The 18,640-nt window shown below is 56.6% G+C and carries 20 protein-coding genes; 4 read left to right on the top strand and 16 right to left on the bottom strand.

Translation table 11 applies throughout. The features are described from left to right. Positions 1-43: 43 nt before the first annotated feature. Positions 44-907 (bottom strand): DMT family transporter, encoded by an 864-nt coding sequence (locus CHR62_RS07860; protein WP_123660546.1) that lies wholly within the window; start codon positions 905-907, stop codon positions 44-46. A gap of 80 nt (positions 908-987) precedes the next feature. Then, entirely contained in the window at positions 988-1,668 is a 681-nt protein-coding gene (locus CHR62_RS07855) for an ABC transporter ATP-binding protein (RefSeq protein WP_123660545.1), read from the bottom strand. On the opposite strand from CHR62_RS07855, the gene CHR62_RS07850 reads away from it, so the two are divergent. Then, positions 1,667-2,344 (top strand): arylesterase, encoded by a 678-nt coding sequence (locus CHR62_RS07850; protein WP_123660544.1) that lies wholly within the window; start codon positions 1,667-1,669, stop codon positions 2,342-2,344. The genes CHR62_RS07855 and CHR62_RS07850 overlap by 2 nt on opposite strands. A 118-nt stretch (positions 2,345-2,462) precedes the next feature. Here the strand turns inward: CHR62_RS07850 and CHR62_RS07845 are convergent, their stop codons facing one another. Next, positions 2,463-4,427 carry a SurA N-terminal domain-containing protein gene (locus CHR62_RS07845; RefSeq protein ID WP_123660543.1) on the bottom strand — a complete coding sequence of 655 codons (1,965 nt, stop codon included), beginning with the start codon at positions 4,425-4,427 and terminating at the stop codon, positions 2,463-2,465. 135 nt (positions 4,428-4,562) lie between these two features. On the opposite strand from CHR62_RS07845, the gene CHR62_RS07840 reads away from it, so the two are divergent. After that, positions 4,563-5,450, top strand: coding sequence for a 23S rRNA (adenine(2030)-N(6))-methyltransferase RlmJ (locus tag CHR62_RS07840; RefSeq protein ID WP_123660542.1), 888 nt, complete (start codon positions 4,563-4,565; stop codon positions 5,448-5,450). An 83-nt stretch (positions 5,451-5,533) separates the two neighbouring features. Here the strand turns inward: CHR62_RS07840 and CHR62_RS07835 are convergent, their stop codons facing one another. The 6 genes from CHR62_RS07835 to CHR62_RS07810 form a co-directional block, all read right to left on the bottom strand. After that, positions 5,534-6,265: a pseudouridine synthase gene (locus tag CHR62_RS07835; RefSeq protein ID WP_093970528.1), complete on the bottom strand. Its 732-nt coding sequence runs from the start codon at positions 6,263-6,265 to the stop codon at positions 5,534-5,536. A gap of 91 nt (positions 6,266-6,356) precedes the next feature. Further along, positions 6,357-7,091, bottom strand: coding sequence for an amino acid ABC transporter ATP-binding protein (locus tag CHR62_RS07830; RefSeq protein ID WP_123660541.1), 735 nt, complete (start codon positions 7,089-7,091; stop codon positions 6,357-6,359). 15 nt (positions 7,092-7,106) lie between these two features. After that, the gene (locus CHR62_RS07825; protein ID WP_123660540.1) at positions 7,107-7,796 is read right to left on the bottom strand and encodes an amino acid ABC transporter permease; all 690 of its coding nucleotides are present in this window, start codon (positions 7,794-7,796) and stop codon (positions 7,107-7,109) included. Between the two features lie 7 nt (positions 7,797-7,803). Beyond that, a complete protein-coding gene (locus CHR62_RS07820) occupies positions 7,804-8,544 on the bottom strand; it encodes an amino acid ABC transporter permease (RefSeq protein ID WP_093970234.1) in 741 nt (246 codons plus the stop codon). 18 nt (positions 8,545-8,562) lie between these two features. Further along, entirely contained in the window at positions 8,563-9,468 is a 906-nt protein-coding gene (locus CHR62_RS07815; protein ID WP_093970235.1) for an amino acid ABC transporter substrate-binding protein, read from the bottom strand. Positions 9,469-9,611: 143 nt separating this feature from the next. After that, positions 9,612-9,950 carry a P-II family nitrogen regulator gene (locus CHR62_RS07810; RefSeq protein WP_093970236.1) on the bottom strand — a complete coding sequence of 113 codons (339 nt, stop codon included), beginning with the start codon at positions 9,948-9,950 and terminating at the stop codon, positions 9,612-9,614. 126 nt (positions 9,951-10,076) lie between these two features. On the opposite strand from CHR62_RS07810, the gene argH reads away from it, so the two are divergent. After that, positions 10,077-11,501, top strand: coding sequence for an argininosuccinate lyase (gene argH, locus CHR62_RS07805; RefSeq protein WP_093970237.1), 1,425 nt, complete (start codon positions 10,077-10,079; stop codon positions 11,499-11,501). A 52-nt stretch (positions 11,502-11,553) separates the two neighbouring features. On the opposite strand, the gene rlmD is transcribed toward argH, so the two are convergent. The 6 genes from rlmD to surE all read right to left on the bottom strand — a co-directional run bounded on the left by rlmD (position 11,554) and on the right by surE (position 16,764). Beyond that, positions 11,554-12,864 (bottom strand): 23S rRNA (uracil(1939)-C(5))-methyltransferase RlmD, encoded by a 1,311-nt coding sequence (gene rlmD, locus CHR62_RS07800; RefSeq protein ID WP_093970238.1) that lies wholly within the window; start codon positions 12,862-12,864, stop codon positions 11,554-11,556. Positions 12,865-12,930: 66 nt separating this feature from the next. Continuing rightward, on the bottom strand, positions 12,931-13,500 hold the full coding sequence (locus CHR62_RS07795; RefSeq protein WP_123660539.1) for a Spy/CpxP family protein refolding chaperone: 570 nt from the start codon (positions 13,498-13,500) through the stop codon (positions 12,931-12,933). Positions 13,501-13,586: 86 nt separating this feature from the next. Next, entirely contained in the window at positions 13,587-14,372 is a 786-nt protein-coding gene (locus tag CHR62_RS07790; RefSeq protein WP_123660538.1) for a 3'-5' exonuclease, read from the bottom strand. Continuing rightward, positions 14,369-15,166: a peptidoglycan DD-metalloendopeptidase family protein gene (locus tag CHR62_RS07785; protein ID WP_093970241.1), complete on the bottom strand. Its 798-nt coding sequence runs from the start codon at positions 15,164-15,166 to the stop codon at positions 14,369-14,371. Before CHR62_RS07785 ends, CHR62_RS07790 begins: the two co-directional genes overlap by 4 nt. Before the next feature lie 12 nt (positions 15,167-15,178). Next, a complete protein-coding gene (locus CHR62_RS07780; RefSeq protein WP_093970242.1) occupies positions 15,179-16,021 on the bottom strand; it encodes a protein-L-isoaspartate(D-aspartate) O-methyltransferase in 843 nt (280 codons plus the stop codon). Continuing rightward, positions 16,006-16,764, bottom strand: a complete 759-nt coding sequence (gene surE, locus CHR62_RS07775; RefSeq protein WP_093970243.1) for a 5'/3'-nucleotidase SurE — start codon at positions 16,762-16,764, stop codon at positions 16,006-16,008. Before surE ends, CHR62_RS07780 begins: the two co-directional genes overlap by 16 nt. Positions 16,765-16,884: 120 nt before the next feature. Here surE and plsY point away from each other — a divergent pair, with 120 nt between their 5' ends. After that, positions 16,885-17,538, top strand: coding sequence for a glycerol-3-phosphate 1-O-acyltransferase PlsY (plsY, locus tag CHR62_RS07770; RefSeq protein WP_093970244.1), 654 nt, complete (start codon positions 16,885-16,887; stop codon positions 17,536-17,538). A gap of 69 nt (positions 17,539-17,607) precedes the next feature. Here the strand turns inward: plsY and tsaD are convergent, their stop codons facing one another. Next, the gene (gene tsaD / locus CHR62_RS07765) at positions 17,608-18,639 is read right to left on the bottom strand and encodes a tRNA (adenosine(37)-N6)-threonylcarbamoyltransferase complex transferase subunit TsaD (RefSeq protein WP_093970245.1); all 1,032 of its coding nucleotides are present in this window, start codon (positions 18,637-18,639) and stop codon (positions 17,608-17,610) included. Position 18,640: the final 1 nt, after the last annotated feature.

The raw sequence follows: 18,640 nt of genomic DNA, 5'->3' as shown, positions 1-18,640 counted from the left end.
ACAGCACAATTTACACATATTAGATAGCTATGCGCCGCAGCCGCTAGGTTGCCCGACGTGTATTGCAAATAAGCACGCCCGACAACACCACGACAAACCCAATAAGCTGGATAAGTGTCAGGCGATCGCCAAATATGAGATAGGCCTCGATGGCGACCAGCGCGGGCGACAGAAACATTAGCGAAGACGCCGTAGCGGCCTGCCCTCGCCGAATAATGTAAATAAGCAGCATTGTGCCAATACCCGTCAGCACAAATGCAGCCCAGAGCAAAGACGCCCACAACTGAGGCGACCAATCCCAGCGGGTTTCACCCAAAATAACGACAAACACCCCGGTAAAGAACAGTGTGCCAAAATTTTGCAACGACAGGGCGACACGAATATCGACCGCCTGAATGGATGTCTTTTGCACAATTGTGCCGAAGGTAATCGACAACACGGCCAGCACGCCGATAAAAAAGGCCCATAACGGGAACGCGCCAACCCCAGTATTCATAAGGGCCGGCTGAACTACCAGGAACACGCCGATCATACCCATGAAAATGCCGAACCAAACACGCCGTGTTGGGATCTCTTTGAGAATGGGGATAGCCAATACGGCCGTCAACAAGGGCTGCACCGACCCAATGAGCGCCATGACTGCCGGCGGCACGCCACCTGCAATAGCCCAGAACACCCCGCATAAATACATGCCCTGCAGCAAAATACCCGCTAGCATATGCTTGGGCACCTCGCGTAGGGGCGGCCACTGGACCTTGCCATATAGCGCAATGCCGGTGAACAGCACCGCTGCAATACAAATGCGCACAAACAAGAATAAAGTCGGGTCGGCATACGGCACAATGGCCTTGCCTACAATAAACCCCGTTGACCAGATAAATACAAACAGTGCTGCTATAAAAAACATTTTTTATTGTGTCCCGTGTAGTCTCCCCGCCGTAACATACCACAGGGCGACCAAGACCACATACGGCAGCAGCACATAGATCAGGCCGGTAGCGCCGCTATCGATCCGGCATGTAAACGTAACTCGCGGTCGCAACGCGCAGCAACGGCAGGGTCATGGGTCACCATGACCAGCGTCGCACCCTGCTCTTTCAGCAACTCAAACATCAGCTCGATAATTTTCAGCCCGTTTTGCTCATCTAGGCTACCGGTAGGTTCGTCGGCAAACAACACGTCGGGCTTGACCACAAAAGCACGCGCCAACGACACGCGCTGCTGCTCACCACCCGACAATGTCTTGGGATAATGATTGGCACGGGCCGACAAACCGACGCGCTCAAGCATTTGGCGCGCCGCCTGCTCTGCCGGGCGCCCAGCCAGCTCAAGGGGCAACATCACGTTTTCGAGCGCAGTAAGATTGGGCAGCAATTGAAATGACTGAAATACAAAGCCCACATGACGCGCACGAAGCGCAGCCCGTCCTTCTTCATCTAAATCAAATAACGACTGCCCCATCAAGCTGACCGTACCCGAGGAGGGAACATCGAGGCCGGCCATGAGTCCAAGCAACGTTGACTTGCCCGACCCGGATGCCCCGGTAATGGCCAAGGCCTCACCCGCACGGGCGGTTAGACTAACGTTATCCAGAATAGTGAGTGTCCCTGTGGCGTCGGACACACGCTGACAAAGGCTTTTAACTTCTATAGAACAAGGCAGATTCATGCGAACTCGTTGGCTGTTATGTGTGGCGACCCTATTGTGCCTGATAACCAGTACGGTGATACGGGCAGAGCCCGCGACATCCCCCGTTCAACCCCCGGGCATTCTGGTCATTGGCGACAGTCTGTCGGCCGAATACGGGCTGCGCAGGGGCGCAGGCTGGGTCAACCTTCTTACTGACCGCCTGGCACAAGAAAAATTCAATTTTCGGGTCAATAACGCCAGCATCAGTGGCGACACAACCAGCGGGGGCAAAAGCCGTCTGCCAGCCGCACTTGAACAGTATCAACCCCATATCGTCATCATTGAACTGGGCAGCAACGATGCCTTGCGCGGGCTGTCGCTCGATATGACGCGCGATAACCTGACCGACATGATCACCATGACCCAAAACGCGGGCAGCAAGGTTGTTTTGGTAGGCATGCAAATCCCGCCCAATTACGGCCGACAATACACCGAAGCGTTCAAGGGCCTGTTTACCGAACTGGCCAAGGCACACGACACCGCCCTGGTGCCGTTTTTGCTGGATGGCATAGCTGCCGACCGCCAGATGTTCCAGTCGGATGGGATTCACCCCAACGAAGATGCTCAGCCGGTATTGGCTGAGAACGTTTGGGGCGCGCTTGAGCCTTTATTGTTAACGACCAATGCCCGAAAAGACACACGCGTCGCGAACTAAATAAGCACAATACAAAAACCCGCCCATTTTGCTGTTAATGCATTTAATCCGACAACAAGCGGGCTAAATGACGACATACAAAATGGGCGGGTTCTGATTAGGGTAACCGGCCTGATTGTTATTGCTGCTCGGTTTCACCCTGAATAGCGGCCTGTGCGTCGGGCAAAATTTCCACACCCAAGGTTGTACGCATGGCTTTAAGCACGGCACGCTCTTCGGCTCGGCCCCATAAATTGTTGAGCTCTTGAGGCAAATTTGCCAACGCCTGGCCGCCGTCGTTACCTGGCGTAACGCCTTCAAGGCGAACCAGGACATAGCCCGCCTGGCCCGACACACCGGCGTAGGCAGGCAACGTTTCGGCCGGCATGCGGAACGCAGCCTCGAGTGCCTGCGCACTCATATTCTGTGGGCTTACACGGCTAACCGTAAGCGAAGAGCCAAAGCCTTCGGGAACGGTGCTGCCGTTGGCACCACGATACTTTTCAAGATCGGCCTCGCCGGCTTTACGGGCCAGATCGAGCGCCTGCTCTTGCACCAGGGCTTCGCGAATAAACTCTGACACCTGATCGAGGGGCTGAATGCTCGCGGGGATAACTTCATCAACACGCACCACGACCAGAGTGTCGGGGGTAATTTCGATGACACCAGAGTTTTGTTTCTCGGCCATGAGTGCGGGCGAGAACAAGGCGCGACGCACACGCGCATCTTCGAGAATAGAAGCATCAGGGCCCGCTGAAGCCGCCTGCCCTTGAACCTGTTGCTCGGGCAGAAGGCGGTCTTGCGCAATGCCCGTCGCGGTACGGATCTCGACGCCCAGAGCCTGAGCGGCCGGCGCGAGTGTCGTAGCATTGTCGTAGGCCAGGTCGCGCAGGCTTGAGGCCATTTCGGCGAAGCGCTCGGCACCCAGTTGGCGACGGATTTCGGCCTCGACCTTAGCCTTGGCTTGTTCGAAAGTTTCACCGCGTTCGGGTTCAACTTCGGAAGCCATGAAAACGTGGAAACCATCAGGCCCTTCAACCACACCCGATACATCACCCTGATTCAGGGCAAAAATGGCGGTTTCCAGCTCGGCGGGCAAAATACCGCGGGTGATCCACCCCAGACGCCCGCCGTCTTTGGCCGTGCCTATGTCTTGCGACTCGGCCCTGGCGACGTCGGCAAACGAAGACTTGTCAGCCGCCACTTTTTCGGCCAGCGACTGTGCTTTAGCGCGGGCCGCTTCACGCTCTTGAGCGGACGCGTCGGCGCCTGACTTGATCAGGATATGGTTCAGCAACACGCGGCCCGGCAACACATAACGCGACTTGTTCTGGTCGTAGTAGGCCTGCATTTCGGCTTCGGTAGGCGCAGGAAGCGCCTTCATGGCGGCGGCTTCATCAAGGACAAGGTACTGGGCACGTACGTGCTCGGGAACCTTCAGACGATCTTCGTTCTTGCTGTACCAATCTTTGACCTCGGCATCAGACACTTTGACCTGATCGGTATAAGCACTGGCTTCGTATACTTTAAGGCGCAGGGTGCGTTGCTCGGTGAGGGCGTGACGCAAACCCGTGACGACCGAGGCGGGAACGCCAGCCGTAAAGCCAATAGGGCCCAAAACACGTTGCAAGGCGAGCTCGCCCCGCTGACTTTGTTCGAAATCGCGGCTGCTGATGCCCATTGAGGCCAGAACTTCGTCGTAGCGCTCGGGGGAAAACTGACCGCCGACTTGCAATTCGGGGATGGCGGCAATGGCACGACGCAAGACGTTGTCAGAAACACTAAAATGCGCCTTGGCGGCGGTTTCAATAACAACGCTACGATCAATCAGCGACTCGAGGAGATTCTCGCGGGCCTGAGGGTTATCGAGCAAAGACGGGTCGAATGCAGCGCCCATGTTGGCCTGCAACTGCTGCATCTGGTTGCGCTGTGCCGCATTGAAGTCTTCCAGGGTAACCGAGGCGTCGCCAATCTTGACCAGGTCTTTATTGCCCGAAACATAATTGGTGTACCCGCTGATACCCACTAGCGCGAACGACGGGAAAATCAGGATGACAAGGACAAGCAGCATCAGACGCTGATGCGTACGGATAAAATCGAACATTAATTCAACCCACAGAGTCGCCCGCGCGCCATAGCGTTACGTGACGATTTATACCCAAAAAAATTACGGCCTTAATACGGTGCAGCGAGTTTACCACCGGTTCGGGCCACACCCAATTTTATAAAAGGCACGCCCTTGTTCAGTTACCGCCACGCTTTTCATGCCGGCAATCACGCCGACGTACTTAAACACAGCATTCTGGTGCAAATTCTTGATTACTTCAATCAAAAAGACACACCTTACTGGGTAATTGACACCCATGCCGGCGCCGGCATTTACGACCTGACCGACGAATGGGCGACCAAGAACGCCGAATTTACTGATGGACTGGACCGCGTTCTGGCTACTGAAAAGCGTCCGCCCATGATCGAACGCTACCTTGAAGCAGTGGGCGATTTCAACCCCGACGGCGTAGCCAACTACTACCCTGGGTCACCCTGGCTAGCCATGCAGGCGTTGCGCCAAAAAGACCGCCTGCGCCTGTTTGAGCTACACCCCAACGAAATCGCCATACTGCAAGAAAACCTGGCGCAACAAGACCGAAGCGTGCAAAAAAAGGTCATGGTGTATGAGCAAGACGGATTCACCGGCCTAAGAGCCTTGTTGCCGCCGCCAACGCGCCGCTCCGTCACCATTATCGACCCGTCGTACGAAGCCAAGTCAGACTATCGGGCCACCTTGCAGTGCGTACAAGACGCCTTGCGGCGATTCCCGACCGGATGCTACGCCGTTTGGTACCCGCTGGTGCAGCGACGTGAGGTCACCGAACTTCAACGTAGCCTTGAAAAACTTAAAGATTGCAGCTGGGTCAACGCCACGCTAAGCGTGCGCAAGCCGCCCAGCGACGGCTTTGGCCTATTTGGCAGTGGTATGTTTATTATTAACCCGCCCTATACGCTGCACGATGCACTGGCCCGTGCGTTGCCGTGGCTGTCAAAAACGCTGGCGCTCGACAACCGCGCAACGTTTACGTTAAAAAAATCGGGGGCTTCGAAAGACAAACCCAAAGACAAAGGCGACTGAAGCCGGTAGGCTAGGCGGCGCTGCCAACGCGCCGCCGAACTTGGCCTCATGAACAAAAAGGCAACCGCCAAAAACCGGCTTGATTAGAACTGTTCGCCTTCGCGCAAATATCGCCACTTACCTGGGGGCAAATCGCCCAATACAATGCGCCCCATGCGCACGCGCTTCAGGCCCACGACCTTAAGCCCCACTTGCTCGCACATCCGGCGAATCTGACGTTTTTTGCCTTCCCACAAAATAAAGCGCAACTGATCTTCGTTTTGCCACGAAACCTCGGCGGGTTTGAGGGTTTGGCCATCTAGACTTAGGCCGTGGTTAAGCAACTTGAGCCCGTTACTGCTGATCTTTCCGTCGACCCGAACCAGATACTCTTTCTCGATGTCGGAATGCTCGTCGATCAATTGACGTGCGATACGGCCATCTTGGGTCAATACCAGCAGCCCTTGTGAATCGATGTCCAGACGCCCGGCCGGTGCAAGCCCGCGAAGATGGCTACGATCAAACTGGATCGTCGACTTTTCGGGGCGATACTGGGTTTTTTCTGAAATGAGCGTTGCTGCTGGCCGGTAGCCGCTTTCGGCCTGCCCTGACACATAACCCACCGGCTTGTTCAACAAGATAGTGACCCGCGCCGTCTGACGCTTCTGGGCCTGGCGATCGAGGGTGATTTTTTGCTGCGGGTAGGCCTTGCTGCCCAGTTCGGACACCACAACGCCGTCGACACGGACCCAGCCGCGCTCGATATAGCTATCGGCCTCGCGACGCGAACACATTCCGCGTTCGGCCATGAGTTTTGAAATTCTGATTTTTTCCATAGCCGCCATTGTATGCATTCCCGATGCGGCACGGTTGCCGACCGACCATTGCACCGTTCAGACGTTGTATGGCTGCGTCAAAAATAACAAACTAGTGCGCCAGAATCTTTGATAGAAAATGACGGGCGCGCTCGGAACGGGCTTCTGGATTATCAAAGAACTCCAGTTTCGGGCAATCCTCAACAATCTGACCCTGATCCATGAAGACAACGCGATCTGCGACCTTGCGCGCAAAGCCCATTTCATGGGTCACCACCATCATGGTCATGCCTTCTTTAGCCAGATCAACCATGACATCCAGCACCTCGTTAACCATTTCCGGATCGAGCGCCGAGGTGGGTTCATCGAACAGCATGGCAATCGGGTCCATGGCAAGCGCACGCGCAATGGCAACCCGCTGCTGCTGGCCGCCTGATAGCTGGCCCGGAAATTTGTGCATGTGATCGGCCAACCCTACCCGCGTCAAAAGCGCCCTGCCACGATCGGCAGCTTCAGTTTCAGATCGCCCAAGCACTTTGACCTGAGCCAGGGTGAGATTACGCATGACCGACAAATGAGGAAACAGCTCGAAATGCTGGAATACCATACCTATGCGCGACCGCAACTTGGGCAAGTTGGTACTTGGCGCTCCTACCGAAATGCCGTCTACCCAAACCTCGCCCTGTTGAAAAGGCTCGAGCCCATTGGCGGTTTTAATCAGCGTGGACTTGCCGGACCCCGATGGGCCGCACACAACAACGACCTCGCCGCGACTGACTTGCGTGGTGCAGTTTTTAAGTACCTGAAAGTCACCATACCACTTGCTTACATTTTTAAATTCGATCATGCAATACTTACCGGATCAGCGCACCACTGCGGTTCGCAGCTGAAGCCGTCGAACCAGGCGTGATGCCACATAAGAAATAACAAAATAGACCACCGCCGCGAAAATGAACATTTCTACCAAGCGGCCGTCGCGTTGCGCCACGATATTGGCGGCACCCAGGAAGTCGGTTAACGACAGCACGTACACGAGCGAGGTATCTTGAAACAACACAATGACCTGAGTGAGCAATACCGGCGTCATGTTGCGAAACGCCTGCGGCAAAACAATAGTGCGCATGACGCCAAAATAATTCAGACCCAGCGCATACCCCGCGTCGAACTGGCCACGAGGTACCGACTGGATACCCGCACGCATGATTTCGCAAAAATACGCGGCTTCGAAGAGCGTAAAGGTAATGAGCGCCGAGGTGAACCCACCCACGGGCACAGGTGCACCCGCGCCCGTTAGCCAACCCACAATATAGGGCACCAGAAAATAAAACCAGAAAATAATAAGAATGAGCGGCAGTGCCCTGAAAATATTGACATAGCCGCCGGCAAGGGCCGATACCCAACGACGTGAAGACAGACGCATCAGCGCCAGTATCGTCCCCAAAACCAGCGCCAGCAGGGTCGACATAACCGTTAGCTTCAACGTAAAAACCAGCCCGGTACCCAGCAAATAAGGCAAGGCATCGATGATGACGGCGAAATCGAAATGACCCATGCCCACCCTACTTTGCCGTACCCATGAAACCGGGTACTTGCAACCATTTTTCAAAACGCCGCATGACGACCACAATAACAATATTGATGAGCACGTACAGCAACGTCGCTGCCGCAAATGACTCGAAAATCTGGAAGCTGAACTCTTGCATCGAACGTGCCGCACCCGTAATTTCGAGCAGACCAATGGTAAACGCCACTGAAGAGTTCTTCACCAGATTGAGCGCTTCGGAGGTTAGCGGTGGCATGATCATGCGCACCGTAGCAGGCAGCAGCACATGACGGTAAACCTGCGACCGACGCAGCCCCAGGGCAGTAGCGGCCATGGCCTGCCCTGAAGGCAAAGCCTCAATGCCCGCCCGCACTTGTTCGGCCACCCGGGCCGACGTAAACAGGCCCAGACACACCACCGCCGTCCAGAAGGTGCTCAGGACCGGGTCGGACTGCTTGATGAAATCGCCCCAGGCCTGCGGCAAAAGCTCGGGCACCACGAAGTACCAGAGAAACATTTGCACAAGGAGTGGGATATTGCGAAAAAGCTCGACCCAGGCGCGACAGCAGGCCACAACGCTGCGTCGCCCGGTGGTATTGAGCACGCCCACCAGAAAACCCAACATCAGGGCCAGCACCCAAGCTGCAACAGACACGCCCAGCGTCCAGTAAAGGCCACCAATGAGCGTGTCAAGATAGGTGCCTGTCCCGTCGGGAGAAATCTCCCAGAAAACGGACCAGTTCCAGTTGTAATTCATACCGCGGCCCTGTGCGGGTTACGGCAAGACATAAGCGGCCGGATCGGGCGAATCGGTGGGGTTTTGAATGACCTTGCGCAATTCGGGGGTCATGGGCCAGTTAAGTTTGATACTTCGCGGCGGGATGGCCTGCATGAACCACTTGTCGTAAAGGGTATCAAGCCGGCCATCGCGCATCATCGCTTTAACCGCATCGTCAACCACCTTTTTGAAGGCCGGATCATCTTTGGGCAGAATGATGCCGTAGGGCTCGGTGGTATAGGCTTTTTCGCTGATCATCCAGTCTTCGGCGTTTCGCGAATTAGCCACCAGCCCCGCCAACAAAATGTCATCCATGAAAAACGCCACCGCGCGGCCACTGCTGACAGTAAGGAAAGCTTCGGAGTGGTCTTTGGCTGTGATGATCCGCATGCCCAGGTTTTGTTCAGCATTGGCCTGGGTTAGCCACCGCAAGTTGCTGGTGCCTGCCGTAGACACCACTGTTTTACCTTTGAAATCGGCCAAATCAGACAACCCGGAGGTTTTCAGGGCCGCAAACCGGGTAGCCGTCACAAACGTAGTGGGCGCAAAACTAACCTGCTCTTGACGCTGGGCGTTATTTGTCGCCGAACCGCAGGTTAGGTCGACCGTACCATTGGCGACCAGCGGAATACGCGTGGACGACGTAACCGGCACTTGCCGTACATTAAGCTGCGTCAGCCCCAGATGCTGCTTGACGGCATCGACGATGCCATGACAGATGTCCATGGAATACCCGACGGGCTTCTGCTGGCCGTCGAGGTAGGCAAAGGGTATGGAAGATTCGCGGTAACCCAGTGTGATCTGACCGCTTTCTTTGATTTTATCGAGGCGACCCTGCGCATGCACAGACGACATGCCGCCCACCGTAACGGCGGCCGCCAAAACAATAGACAATAATCTCATGACTTCTCCTGTAACCTGACACATCTTTTTTAGTATGCCCGAACTCGGTCTGGATGACCTCGTGACATACCCTAGGTTTTACAGGAATTAACGCAAGATAACGCCGCGATAAACACCACAGATAGGTTCGGCGGCGTTTAGGTTTACAAGGCTTCGGGGCCGCTTTCGCCGGTACGGATACGGATGGCTTGCTCGACGGGCATGACGAAAATCTTGCCATCGCCGATTTTTCCGGTGTGTGCCGCTTTAAGGATGGCCTCGATGGATTGCTCGACAAGGGCGTCGTCGACCACCAGATCGATACGAATTTTGGGCAGAAAGTCGACCACATACTCGGCCCCCCGATACAGTTCGGTGTGCCCTTTTTGTCGGCCAAAACCTTTGACCTCGGTAACCGTTAGGCCGCTCACGCCGATCTCGGCCAGCGCCTCGCGCACTTCGTCGAGTTTGAAGGGCTTGATGATGGCAGTGATGAGTTTCATGCGGGCTCCGGGACGTTGTTTGATATGTTTTGTGTTGGCGAACCGCCCAAACAACGCGAACCGTAAAGCCGGCGCACTGCGGGCATAACGCTAAAATTATCGCACGCTCCCTTATAATTGCGCACTATGTCAAAAAATACTCACTCCGCAAGCCAAGACCAGTTCGCCAACAAGGCCCAAGCCTGGTCTGCACGTTTTTCCGAACCTGTTTCCGACCTGGTCAAACGCTACACGGCGTCTGTCGATTTCGACAAGCGCATGGCCGCGTTCGACATCCAGGGGTCGCTGGCACACGCCGACATGCTTTCGGCCATTGGCATTATCAGTGCCGACGACTTGGCCGCCATACAAAAAGGTATGACGCAGATTCTGTCCGAGATCGACGCTGGCCAGTTCACTTGGTCGCTCGACCTTGAAGACGTACACCTGAATATTGAAAAGCGCCTGGTCGAGCTGGTGGGCGACGCCGGCAAACGCCTGCACACTGGCCGGTCGCGTAACGACCAGGTGGCCACCGACATCCGTCTTTGGCTGCGTGCCGAGATCGACATCGCCATCGACCTGTTGCGCCAGTTACGGCACAACCTGGCCGCCCTCGCCAAAACACACGCTCATACCATTCTGCCGGGCTTTACGCACCTGCAGGTGGCCCAACCCGTTACCTTTGGCCACCACTTGCTGGCCTACGCCGAGATGTTCGCGCGCGATGCCGAGCGCCTTCAAGATTGCCGCAAACGGGTTAACCGTCTGCCGCTGGGCGCGGCCGCGCTGGCGGGCACCACCTACCCTATCGACCGCGAACGCGTTGCCCGCACGCTGGGGTTCGATGACATCTGCCGCAACTCGCTCGACGCCGTCTCCGACCGCGACTTCGCCATCGAATTCTGCGCTGCCGCCGCACTCATCATGACGCATATTTCGCGCATGTCCGAAGAGCTGATCATCTGGATGAGCCCGCGTGTCGGTTTCATCGAGCTGGCCGACCGCTTCTGCACCGGCAGCTCTATCATGCCGCAAAAGAAAAACCCCGACGTACCCGAGCTGGCTCGCGGAAAAACCGGGCGGGTTAACGGCAACCTGATCGGCCTACTTACCCTGATGAAAGGCCAGCCACTGGCCTACAACAAAGACAACCAAGAAGACAAAGAAGGCCTGTTTGATTCGGCTGACACCATTCGCGACACACTGACGATTTTTGTCGATATGGTCAACGGCATCAAAGTCAAGCCCGATGCCATGCGCGCGGCCGCACTACAGGGTTTTGCCACCGCCACCGACCTGGCCGACTACCTGGTAAAAAAAGGCGTGCCCTTTCGCGACGCCCACGAAACCGTTGCCCATGCGGTACGTACCTGCGAAGAGCAAAACTGCGACCTGGCCGACCTCAGCCTTGAACAGTTGCGGGCATTTAATGCATCAATCAATGAGGACGTCTTCGACGTTCTGACACTCGAAGGTTCGGTAGCCGCTCGCAATCACGTTGGCGGTACCGCACCGCAGCGTGTACTAGTAGAAGCCGAGCGCGTGCTTAAAGACACCGCAGCAACATAATCTGCCGCGTTAAACATGTGCAGTGTTAAAAAAGGGGCCCTCGGGCCCCTTTTTATTCGAACACGGCAATCGACTCAACGTGCCCCGTATGCGGAAACATATTAATGGCGCCGGCTGCCAGCATACTGTACCCCCCTTCGTTCACCAAAATACCGGCGTCGCGCGCCAGTGTCGCAGGGTTACAAGACACATAAACAATACGCTTGGGCCGCTCGTCAGGCGTTAGCGCAGATAACGCTCGTGCCACGGCTTCAGCCCCATCGCGCGGCGGATCGATCAGCATTCGGTCAAAGTACGCCAGGTCGCGCAACCAGGCCACATCAACCTCGAACAAATTAAGCACTGCAAAATCGGTAGTATCGGCCAGGCCATTAGCTGCAGCCGCTTCACGAGCACGATCAATCAGGGTTTTACTGCCCTCGATGCCCACGACTTCGCGAGCTTGGGTTGCCAAAGGCAACGTAAAGTTACCCAGACCACAGAACAAATCGGCAACGCGGTCGTTAGGCTGAACATCGAGCAGCGACAGCGCCCGCGCAATCAACGTTTGGTTAATGGCATGATTGACTTGAGTAAAGTCGCTGGGGCGATAGGCCATACGCAAACCAAATTGCGGCAACACATATGCCAGACGATCGGCATCTTCAGGCAACATGGGCTGAACGGTTTCAGGCCCTTTGGGCTGCAGCCACCAACTGACGTTATGCGCTTGCGCAAAAGCCATCAGCAACGCCTGATCAGCTTGCGTCAACGGCTCCATATGACGCAACAGCAACGCCGTGGTCTCATCACCTACCGCGACCTCGATTTGCGGGATGGCCTTGGGAATGCTGAGCCGGCCGATCAATTCGCGCAACGGCACAAGCATAGCCGACACATGAGGCGGCAGCACCAGGCACTCGGTCATGTCGGCCACATAAGCGCCCCGCTTCTCCCGAAAACCAACCAGCACCCCGCCCTTTTTATGCACCAGCCTGACAGACAGACGAGCGCGGTAACGGTAGCCCCAGACGGGACCATGCATGGGCGGCAAAATACGGTGTGGATGCACTTTGCCAATATGCCAAAGCGCGTCTTCAAGCGCACGTTGCTTAACCGCAACCTGGGCGGCTGGTTCGACGTGCTGCATTGCACACCCTCCGCACACCCCGAAATTGGGGCACTTGGGCGTTACACGCTGTGAAGATGAGCGCAAGATGCGCTCGGTACGCGCTGTATCGAACGACGGCTTGCGACGAACGATGTTCGCCACAACTTGCTCGCCGGGCAAGGCGCCCTCGACGAACACAACTTTGCCGTCGTGGCGGGCGACACCCCGGGCTTCAAGGTCGAGCGACTGAATATCAAGAACTAATTCGGACATGGGCTATTAGCGTGTGCAAAAAACGGTTAGGGCCGAATTTTGACACTCTAACGCCCATAAGTCGAATCAGGATGCCGGGCCGCGCTGCATGCGTTCGCTCTTGCGCTCTTGCTTATGCTCGGCGCGCTCGGCGAGCAGCGTCGACACTTTCTGGCGTTGCGTGTCATCCAGTGCATCCCAAACTGCCAGCCATTTATCGGTAATACTGGCGCGGGCCTGGATCATTTGCGCTTGCCGGTCGGCCATGGCTTTCGCCTGCGCGCGTGGGTCGGCTTTACCGGCCTTAAGCGCGTCGAGCTGTGCACTGCGCTGCGCCTGAATATCGGTGCGATGCGCTGACCAGGCCGCTTTTTGCGCGTCGCGCGCGTCTTTAACTAACGCCTTCTGAGCATCGGTCAGCGCAAGCGTGTCGAGTTGCTGCTGACTGATCATGCCGTATCCGGGGATCACCATCCCCTTTTGCGCATGCTCCATGCGATTGCCCTTGCGATCGTGATGGCTATGCCCGCGTTTGGCGTCTGCCGCGACGGGCGCTTGATCACCAGCGGTTGGCGCAGCGATAACGGGGGTGTGTAGCGCAACACTTGCAGCGATAGCCGCCAAAGCAGACGCAACGATAGAAGATTGACGTGCCATGATGAAATTCACCTGTAATGATTAAGGAAGCTTCATTGTCAGGTGAAGTACGTTTCGAGCTTGTTTCAGTCCGGGGTGAAAATCTTTCAACCGGTTTCGGCGTCCCAGGCGGCCAGGTATTCGCGCCAATGCGGAGCCTCGGATGCCGAAAGCGTTTGCCGGACGAGATCGACTTCGTTTTGATAGGCGACCGCATCGAGCTCGCCCTTAAGTAAACGAAACCGGCAGTAAACCAGCCAGGTGTTGACCACATCGGTTTCGCAGTAGGCGCGCACCTCGTCTTGTCGACCAGATGCCCAGGCGTTCCAGACCTGACTGCCATCCATGCCCAACTTGCCCGGAAAGCCACAAAGCTTGGCCAGCTCGTCGAGCGGCGCGTTGGCACGACCATTGTATTTGGCAAGCAAGTCCATCAGATCGATGTGGCGGTTGTGATAACGACTGATGTAGTTGTTGTATTTGAAGTCGCGGTCGTCTTCACCGGTGTCCCAATAGCGAGGCGCGGGTACCGCATGAATAAGGCTGCGGTAATGCAATACCGGCAGATCGAAGCCCGAACCGTTCCAGCTAATCAGCCGTGGCGTGTAGTGTTCGATGGTTTTAAAAAAACCGGCGATCAGTGCCGCTTCGGGATCATCGGGCTTACCCAGGGTTTTGACACGAAACCCCTGGGCATCACGAAATACGCAACCCACAACAGCAATTTTTTGCAGATGCAATGGCAAGAAATTGGAGCCGTGCGACTGCATGCGCGCCGCCTGCGCCGCCTCGACCACCTGTGCGTCGGTCAGATCGGCACCCCACCCGTTAAGGCGACGCAATCCCTCGACATCAGGGATGGTTTCGAGGTCGAAAACCAGAGTCGGCGTCATCGGGAAGGCAAATAAGCCAGTGGGTTTACCGGTGTACCGCTGCGACGGATCTCGAAGTGCAGTCTGGGCGAAGTGGTATCGGTCTGCCCGATCTCGGCAATTTTTGCGCCTTTGCTTACTTCTTGGCCGGTTTTAACCATGAGCTTGTGGTTGTGCGCATAAGCCGTGATAAAGCCGTTGGAATGGCCGATAAGAATCAGGTTGCCCAGACCGCGCACACCGTTGCCGGCGTACATGACTTTGCCGGATGCCGCTGCGGTAACCGGATCGCCCACCTTACCTTCGATATCGATACCCTTGGTGTTGGCAGTAAACCCCTGGATGATTTTGCCGTTGGCAGGCCAGCCCCACGATACAAGGGCCGCATCGCTGGCACGCGAGGGTGTAGCGGATGACGTGTCGGGCGCCTTGGCAGGCGTTGTGGGCGCCGGCGCAGGGGCAGGTGCACTGGCCATATCGGCATTGCCGCTAAGCCGCAGTGTTTGCCCAACCCGCAACTGGCTGGGATCGCTAATGTTATTGAGCCGAATCAGCGTATTGACATCGACATTATGCGTTTGCGCTATTTTGTATAGCGTGTCGCCGGGGCGCACGACATAAATACCACCCGCCGCAGATACAGAACCACCGCCACTCGACATATCGCTGACAGGCGCTTGCGTTTTACGTGACGCGCAACCCGCCAGCGCCACCATCAGCAACACACCGGCGATGCGCAGCCCCCTGGCATAGCGCGCGGGCGTGTGTGATTGAGGCCGAGCAGAAGCGCCAGACGTAAACGACTCTGCGTACATAAGAAATCTCCCTTACAACTGTGTTCCCGCGCGAAGCGGAACAAAACGAACTGATTCTAAATCTTGACGGGCGAAACTGGACGGGCCCGTACGTTCAACCAAAATAAGCCGTTGATTCGATGTGCCTTCGGGCGCAATAAGGCGCCCGCCAATAGACAACTGATCGAGCAACGCCTGCGGAATTTTTATGCCGGCCGCTGCAACCAAAATGGCATCGAAAGGCGCCGATGCCGGCAAACCGAGCATACCATCACCGAAAGACAACCTGACCCGTGTAGACAGCTTGAGCGCGCGCAGGTGCTCTCGTGCCAGGTCATAAAGCCCGCGGATACGCTCGATGGCATAAACATCGCGAACAAGTTGCGACAGCACGGCAGCCTGGTAACCACAACCTGCACCCACTTCGAGAACCCGGGACGGGACGCGACTTTCGCACACCACGGAAATCATGCGCGCCACGACCCAGGGCTGGGAAATGGTCTGACCATAGCCGATAGGCAAAGCGGCGTCTTCGTAGGCTCTGCTGGCCAACCCTTCGTCGACAAACAAGTGCCTGGGCACCGCCAGCATGGCCCCAAGCACGCGTTCGTCGGTAATGCCCTGGATACGCAGACGCTGTACCATTTGCGCCCGCAGACGATCGGAATTCAGGCCGAGATTGGCCTGAATGCGATCGACCCCGGCAACAGGCGCCGACGTTGCGGCACCAGTGATGACAGGTTTGCGCGCGGTCAAGCCCGGCGCACTGACCCGTGCATTGCTGTTGCTGACCGTCAGCCCATGCCCCAGACTGGAGCGGCCAAACCGATTGACCGTACCAGTACCAAACGGCGACCGGGTTACGGGTTTTCGCATAGCGGGCCAGCCCACCGGGTAACGGCGTCGAGCTGCTCGTGATAGGTAAGGTCAAGCCTGAGGGGCGTGACCGACACGTAGTTTTCTTCGATAGCGGCAAAGTCGGTGTTGGCCCCCGCGTCGAATACGTTGCCAACAGGGCCTATCCAGTAGACGGGCTCGCCATAGGGGGTTGCGCTTTTGATAACGGGCTCGGAGGGATGGCGCTTGCCCAGACGCGTCACCCGAGTACCAGCGAGCTGAGACGATGGCACCGCCGGAATATTGATGTTGAGCAACACTTTGCTATCGAGTGGCCGAGCAATATGATGCTCGACTACCTGACGCGCGACACGGGCAGCGTTATCGAGGTGTTGCCAGCCCCGCTCGACCAATGAAAACGCTATGGACGGAATACCGAACAGGTAGCCTTCGGTGGCGGCGGCAACCGTACCCGAATACAAGGTGTCGTCGCCCAAATTGGCGCCATTGTTAATGCCCGAAACGACCAGATCGGGGCGAAAATCGAGCAAGCCCGTTAACGCGATATGCACGCAATCGGAGGGTGTGCCATTGACGTAATAAAAGCCATTGGCGGCCTGCCGAACCGATAAAGGACGATTGAGCGTGAGTGAGTTTGACGAGCCGCTGCAATTGGTTTCGGGTGCAACGACCGTGATATCGCCCAGACCACGCAAAGCTTCGGTCAACGCCTCGATACCTGCCGCGTTGTAACCATCGTCGTTGGACACTAATATGCGCATTACGCTTCCATTTTGCTCGTATGAATGTGGCCAATTGTACCCGCTCGAAAACGACATGGGTGGCCTGTACAAGGTAGAATTGCCGCGCCTTGATTTTTAGTAAACGGAGTCGCTCCTGTCATGACTGTAATGATTGCCCTGGCTGTCAGCCTGCTTATTATCGCCGGCGCCTACGTGCTGGGCTCCATCCCGTTCGCGGTTGTCGTCAGCCGGCTCATGGGCTTGCAAGACCCCCGCACATTCGGTTCGAAGAACCCCGGCGCAACCAATGTATTGCGCACTGGCAACAAAAAAGCCGCCTTGTTGACGCTTGCGGGCGACGCGCTGAAAGGCTGGGTTGCCGTTTGGCTGGCAAAGACACTGGCCTCTGATTTTTCACTGGATACCTGGGTGATTGCGGCGGCTGCAGTGGCCGTGTTCCTGGGCCACCTTTACCCGATGTTTCTGGGTTTCAAGGGCGGCAAAGGCGTGGCGACGGCACTGGGCGTGTTGCTGGGTTTGCAGCCCCTGCTTGCGCTGGCAACCGTGGCTACGTGGCTGATTGTGGCTTATGCCAGCAAGTATTCTTCGCTGGCCGCTATTATGGCCGCCATTTTCGCGCCGCTGTATTACCTGTTTGGCGGCAATATTGCCTGGCGGCTTGAATCGAATATTGCCTTGGCCATCGTCGTCATCAGCGTCATGCTGTGCTTTCGCCACAGCGCGAATATCAGCCGCCTGATGAAAGGCACCGAACCACGCGTCGGGGCGTCAAAACAAAAAAACAAAGCCTGAACAACACGCGGCTTTTAATGCCGCGTGTATCTGAGCCTGCCACCGAGGGACACTACAGGCAGACTACGTCTAAATATCGTGCAACCCCCAACGCGGCCTGACGGTAAACGCATGAGACGAAGTCGACAAATCGACGAGACCGGCATTTACCCGCTGTGCGGCGGCAAACGCGATCATGGCGCCATTATCGGTACATAACGACAGCGGCGGGAAAAACACCTCGCCACCACGACGCGCCATTTCGCTTTCCAGACGATGCCGCAAATGCCTGTTGGCGCCCACGCCACCTGCAACCACCAAACGTTTCAGCCCGGTCTGCTTCATGGCCTTTAACGACTTGGACGCCAGCACATCAACAATAGCGGCTTCGGTGGCCGCCGCCAAATTGGCCTTGGCCGTTTCGAACGCCTCGCCGCCATTGACATCAAACGACTTCATTCGGGTCAGTACAGCTGTTTTCAGACCGCTGAAACTGAAATCAAGATCACCACTATGCAACATGGGGCGCGGCAAATCGTAGACCGTTGCGTCCCCCTGCTCGGCTAGCTTGGACAAAGCTGGCCCACCCGGGTAACCCAGGCCCATCAGCTTGGCAGACTTGTCGAAGGCTTCGCCGGCGGCGTCGTCGAGTGTTTCGCCCAGCAAGGCATAACGCCCCACCCCGTCGACCCGCATGAGCTGGGTATGCCCACCCGAAACCAGCAACGCTACAAACGGAAAATCCGGCTTAGGAGTGGCCAGTAACGGCGACAGCAAATGCCCCTCGAGGTGATGCACAGGAATAGCGGGACGACCCAACGACCAGGCAATAGACTGCGCCACGCTCGCCCCTACCAGCAAAGCGCCCGCCAACCCGGGCCCCGCCGTATAGGCAACGGCGTCAACGTCAGCCAACGTCATGCCTGCCGCCGCCAGTGTCTCGGACGTTAACGGCAACACCCTTTGAATGTGGTCGCGCGACGCCAGTTCGGGCACAACTCCGCCATACTCTTGGTGCATTTTGATTTGACTGTGCAGCGCGTGCGACAGCAAGCCGCGTTCAGTACAAACCAACGCGACACCGGTCTCGTCGCAGGAACTTTCATAACCAAGAATAATCATG

The sequence above is a fragment of the Pusillimonas sp. NJUB218 genome (genome assembly GCF_003788685.1).
GTDB lineage: Bacteria > Pseudomonadota > Gammaproteobacteria > Burkholderiales > Burkholderiaceae_B > Neopusillimonas.
Note: the sequence above shows the minus strand (reverse complement) of the source record. Positions and strands in the feature narration are given on the sequence as shown.

Excerpts from the sequence above, each read along its gene's own strand:
- CHR62_RS07860 (WP_123660546.1), bottom strand. The coding sequence starts at position 907 with ATGTTTTTTATAGCAGCACTGTTTGTATTTATCTGGTCAACGGGGTTT.
- CHR62_RS07850 (WP_123660544.1), top strand. The coding sequence starts at position 1,667 with ATGCGAACTCGTTGGCTGTTATGTGTGGCGACCCTATTGTGCCTGATA.
- CHR62_RS07855 (WP_123660545.1), bottom strand. The coding sequence starts at position 1,668 with ATGAATCTGCCTTGTTCTATAGAAGTTAAAAGCCTTTGTCAGCGTGTG.
- CHR62_RS07845 (WP_123660543.1), bottom strand. The coding sequence starts at position 4,427 with ATGTTCGATTTTATCCGTACGCATCAGCGTCTGATGCTGCTTGTCCTT.
- CHR62_RS07835 (WP_093970528.1), bottom strand. The coding sequence starts at position 6,265 with ATGGAAAAAATCAGAATTTCAAAACTCATGGCCGAACGCGGAATGTGT.
- CHR62_RS07830 (WP_123660541.1), bottom strand. The coding sequence starts at position 7,091 with ATGATCGAATTTAAAAATGTAAGCAAGTGGTATGGTGACTTTCAGGTA.
- CHR62_RS07825 (WP_123660540.1), bottom strand. The coding sequence starts at position 7,796 with ATGGGTCATTTCGATTTCGCCGTCATCATCGATGCCTTGCCTTATTTG.
- CHR62_RS07820 (WP_093970234.1), bottom strand. The coding sequence starts at position 8,544 with ATGAATTACAACTGGAACTGGTCCGTTTTCTGGGAGATTTCTCCCGAC.
- CHR62_RS07815 (WP_093970235.1), bottom strand. The coding sequence starts at position 9,468 with ATGAGATTATTGTCTATTGTTTTGGCGGCCGCCGTTACGGTGGGCGGC.
- CHR62_RS07810 (WP_093970236.1), bottom strand. The coding sequence starts at position 9,950 with ATGAAACTCATCACTGCCATCATCAAGCCCTTCAAACTCGACGAAGTG.
- argH (WP_093970237.1), top strand. The coding sequence starts at position 10,077 with ATGTCAAAAAATACTCACTCCGCAAGCCAAGACCAGTTCGCCAACAAG.
- rlmD (WP_093970238.1), bottom strand. The coding sequence starts at position 12,864 with ATGTCCGAATTAGTTCTTGATATTCAGTCGCTCGACCTTGAAGCCCGG.
- CHR62_RS07795 (WP_123660539.1), bottom strand. The coding sequence starts at position 13,500 with ATGGCACGTCAATCTTCTATCGTTGCGTCTGCTTTGGCGGCTATCGCT.
- CHR62_RS07790 (WP_123660538.1), bottom strand. The coding sequence starts at position 14,372 with ATGACGCCGACTCTGGTTTTCGACCTCGAAACCATCCCTGATGTCGAG.
- CHR62_RS07785 (WP_093970241.1), bottom strand. The coding sequence starts at position 15,166 with ATGTACGCAGAGTCGTTTACGTCTGGCGCTTCTGCTCGGCCTCAATCA.
- CHR62_RS07780 (WP_093970242.1), bottom strand. The coding sequence starts at position 16,021 with ATGCGAAAACCCGTAACCCGGTCGCCGTTTGGTACTGGTACGGTCAAT.
- surE (WP_093970243.1), bottom strand. The coding sequence starts at position 16,764 with ATGCGCATATTAGTGTCCAACGACGATGGTTACAACGCGGCAGGTATC.
- plsY (WP_093970244.1), top strand. The coding sequence starts at position 16,885 with ATGACTGTAATGATTGCCCTGGCTGTCAGCCTGCTTATTATCGCCGGC.
- tsaD (WP_093970245.1), bottom strand. The coding sequence starts at position 18,639 with ATGATTATTCTTGGTTATGAAAGTTCCTGCGACGAGACCGGTGTCGCG.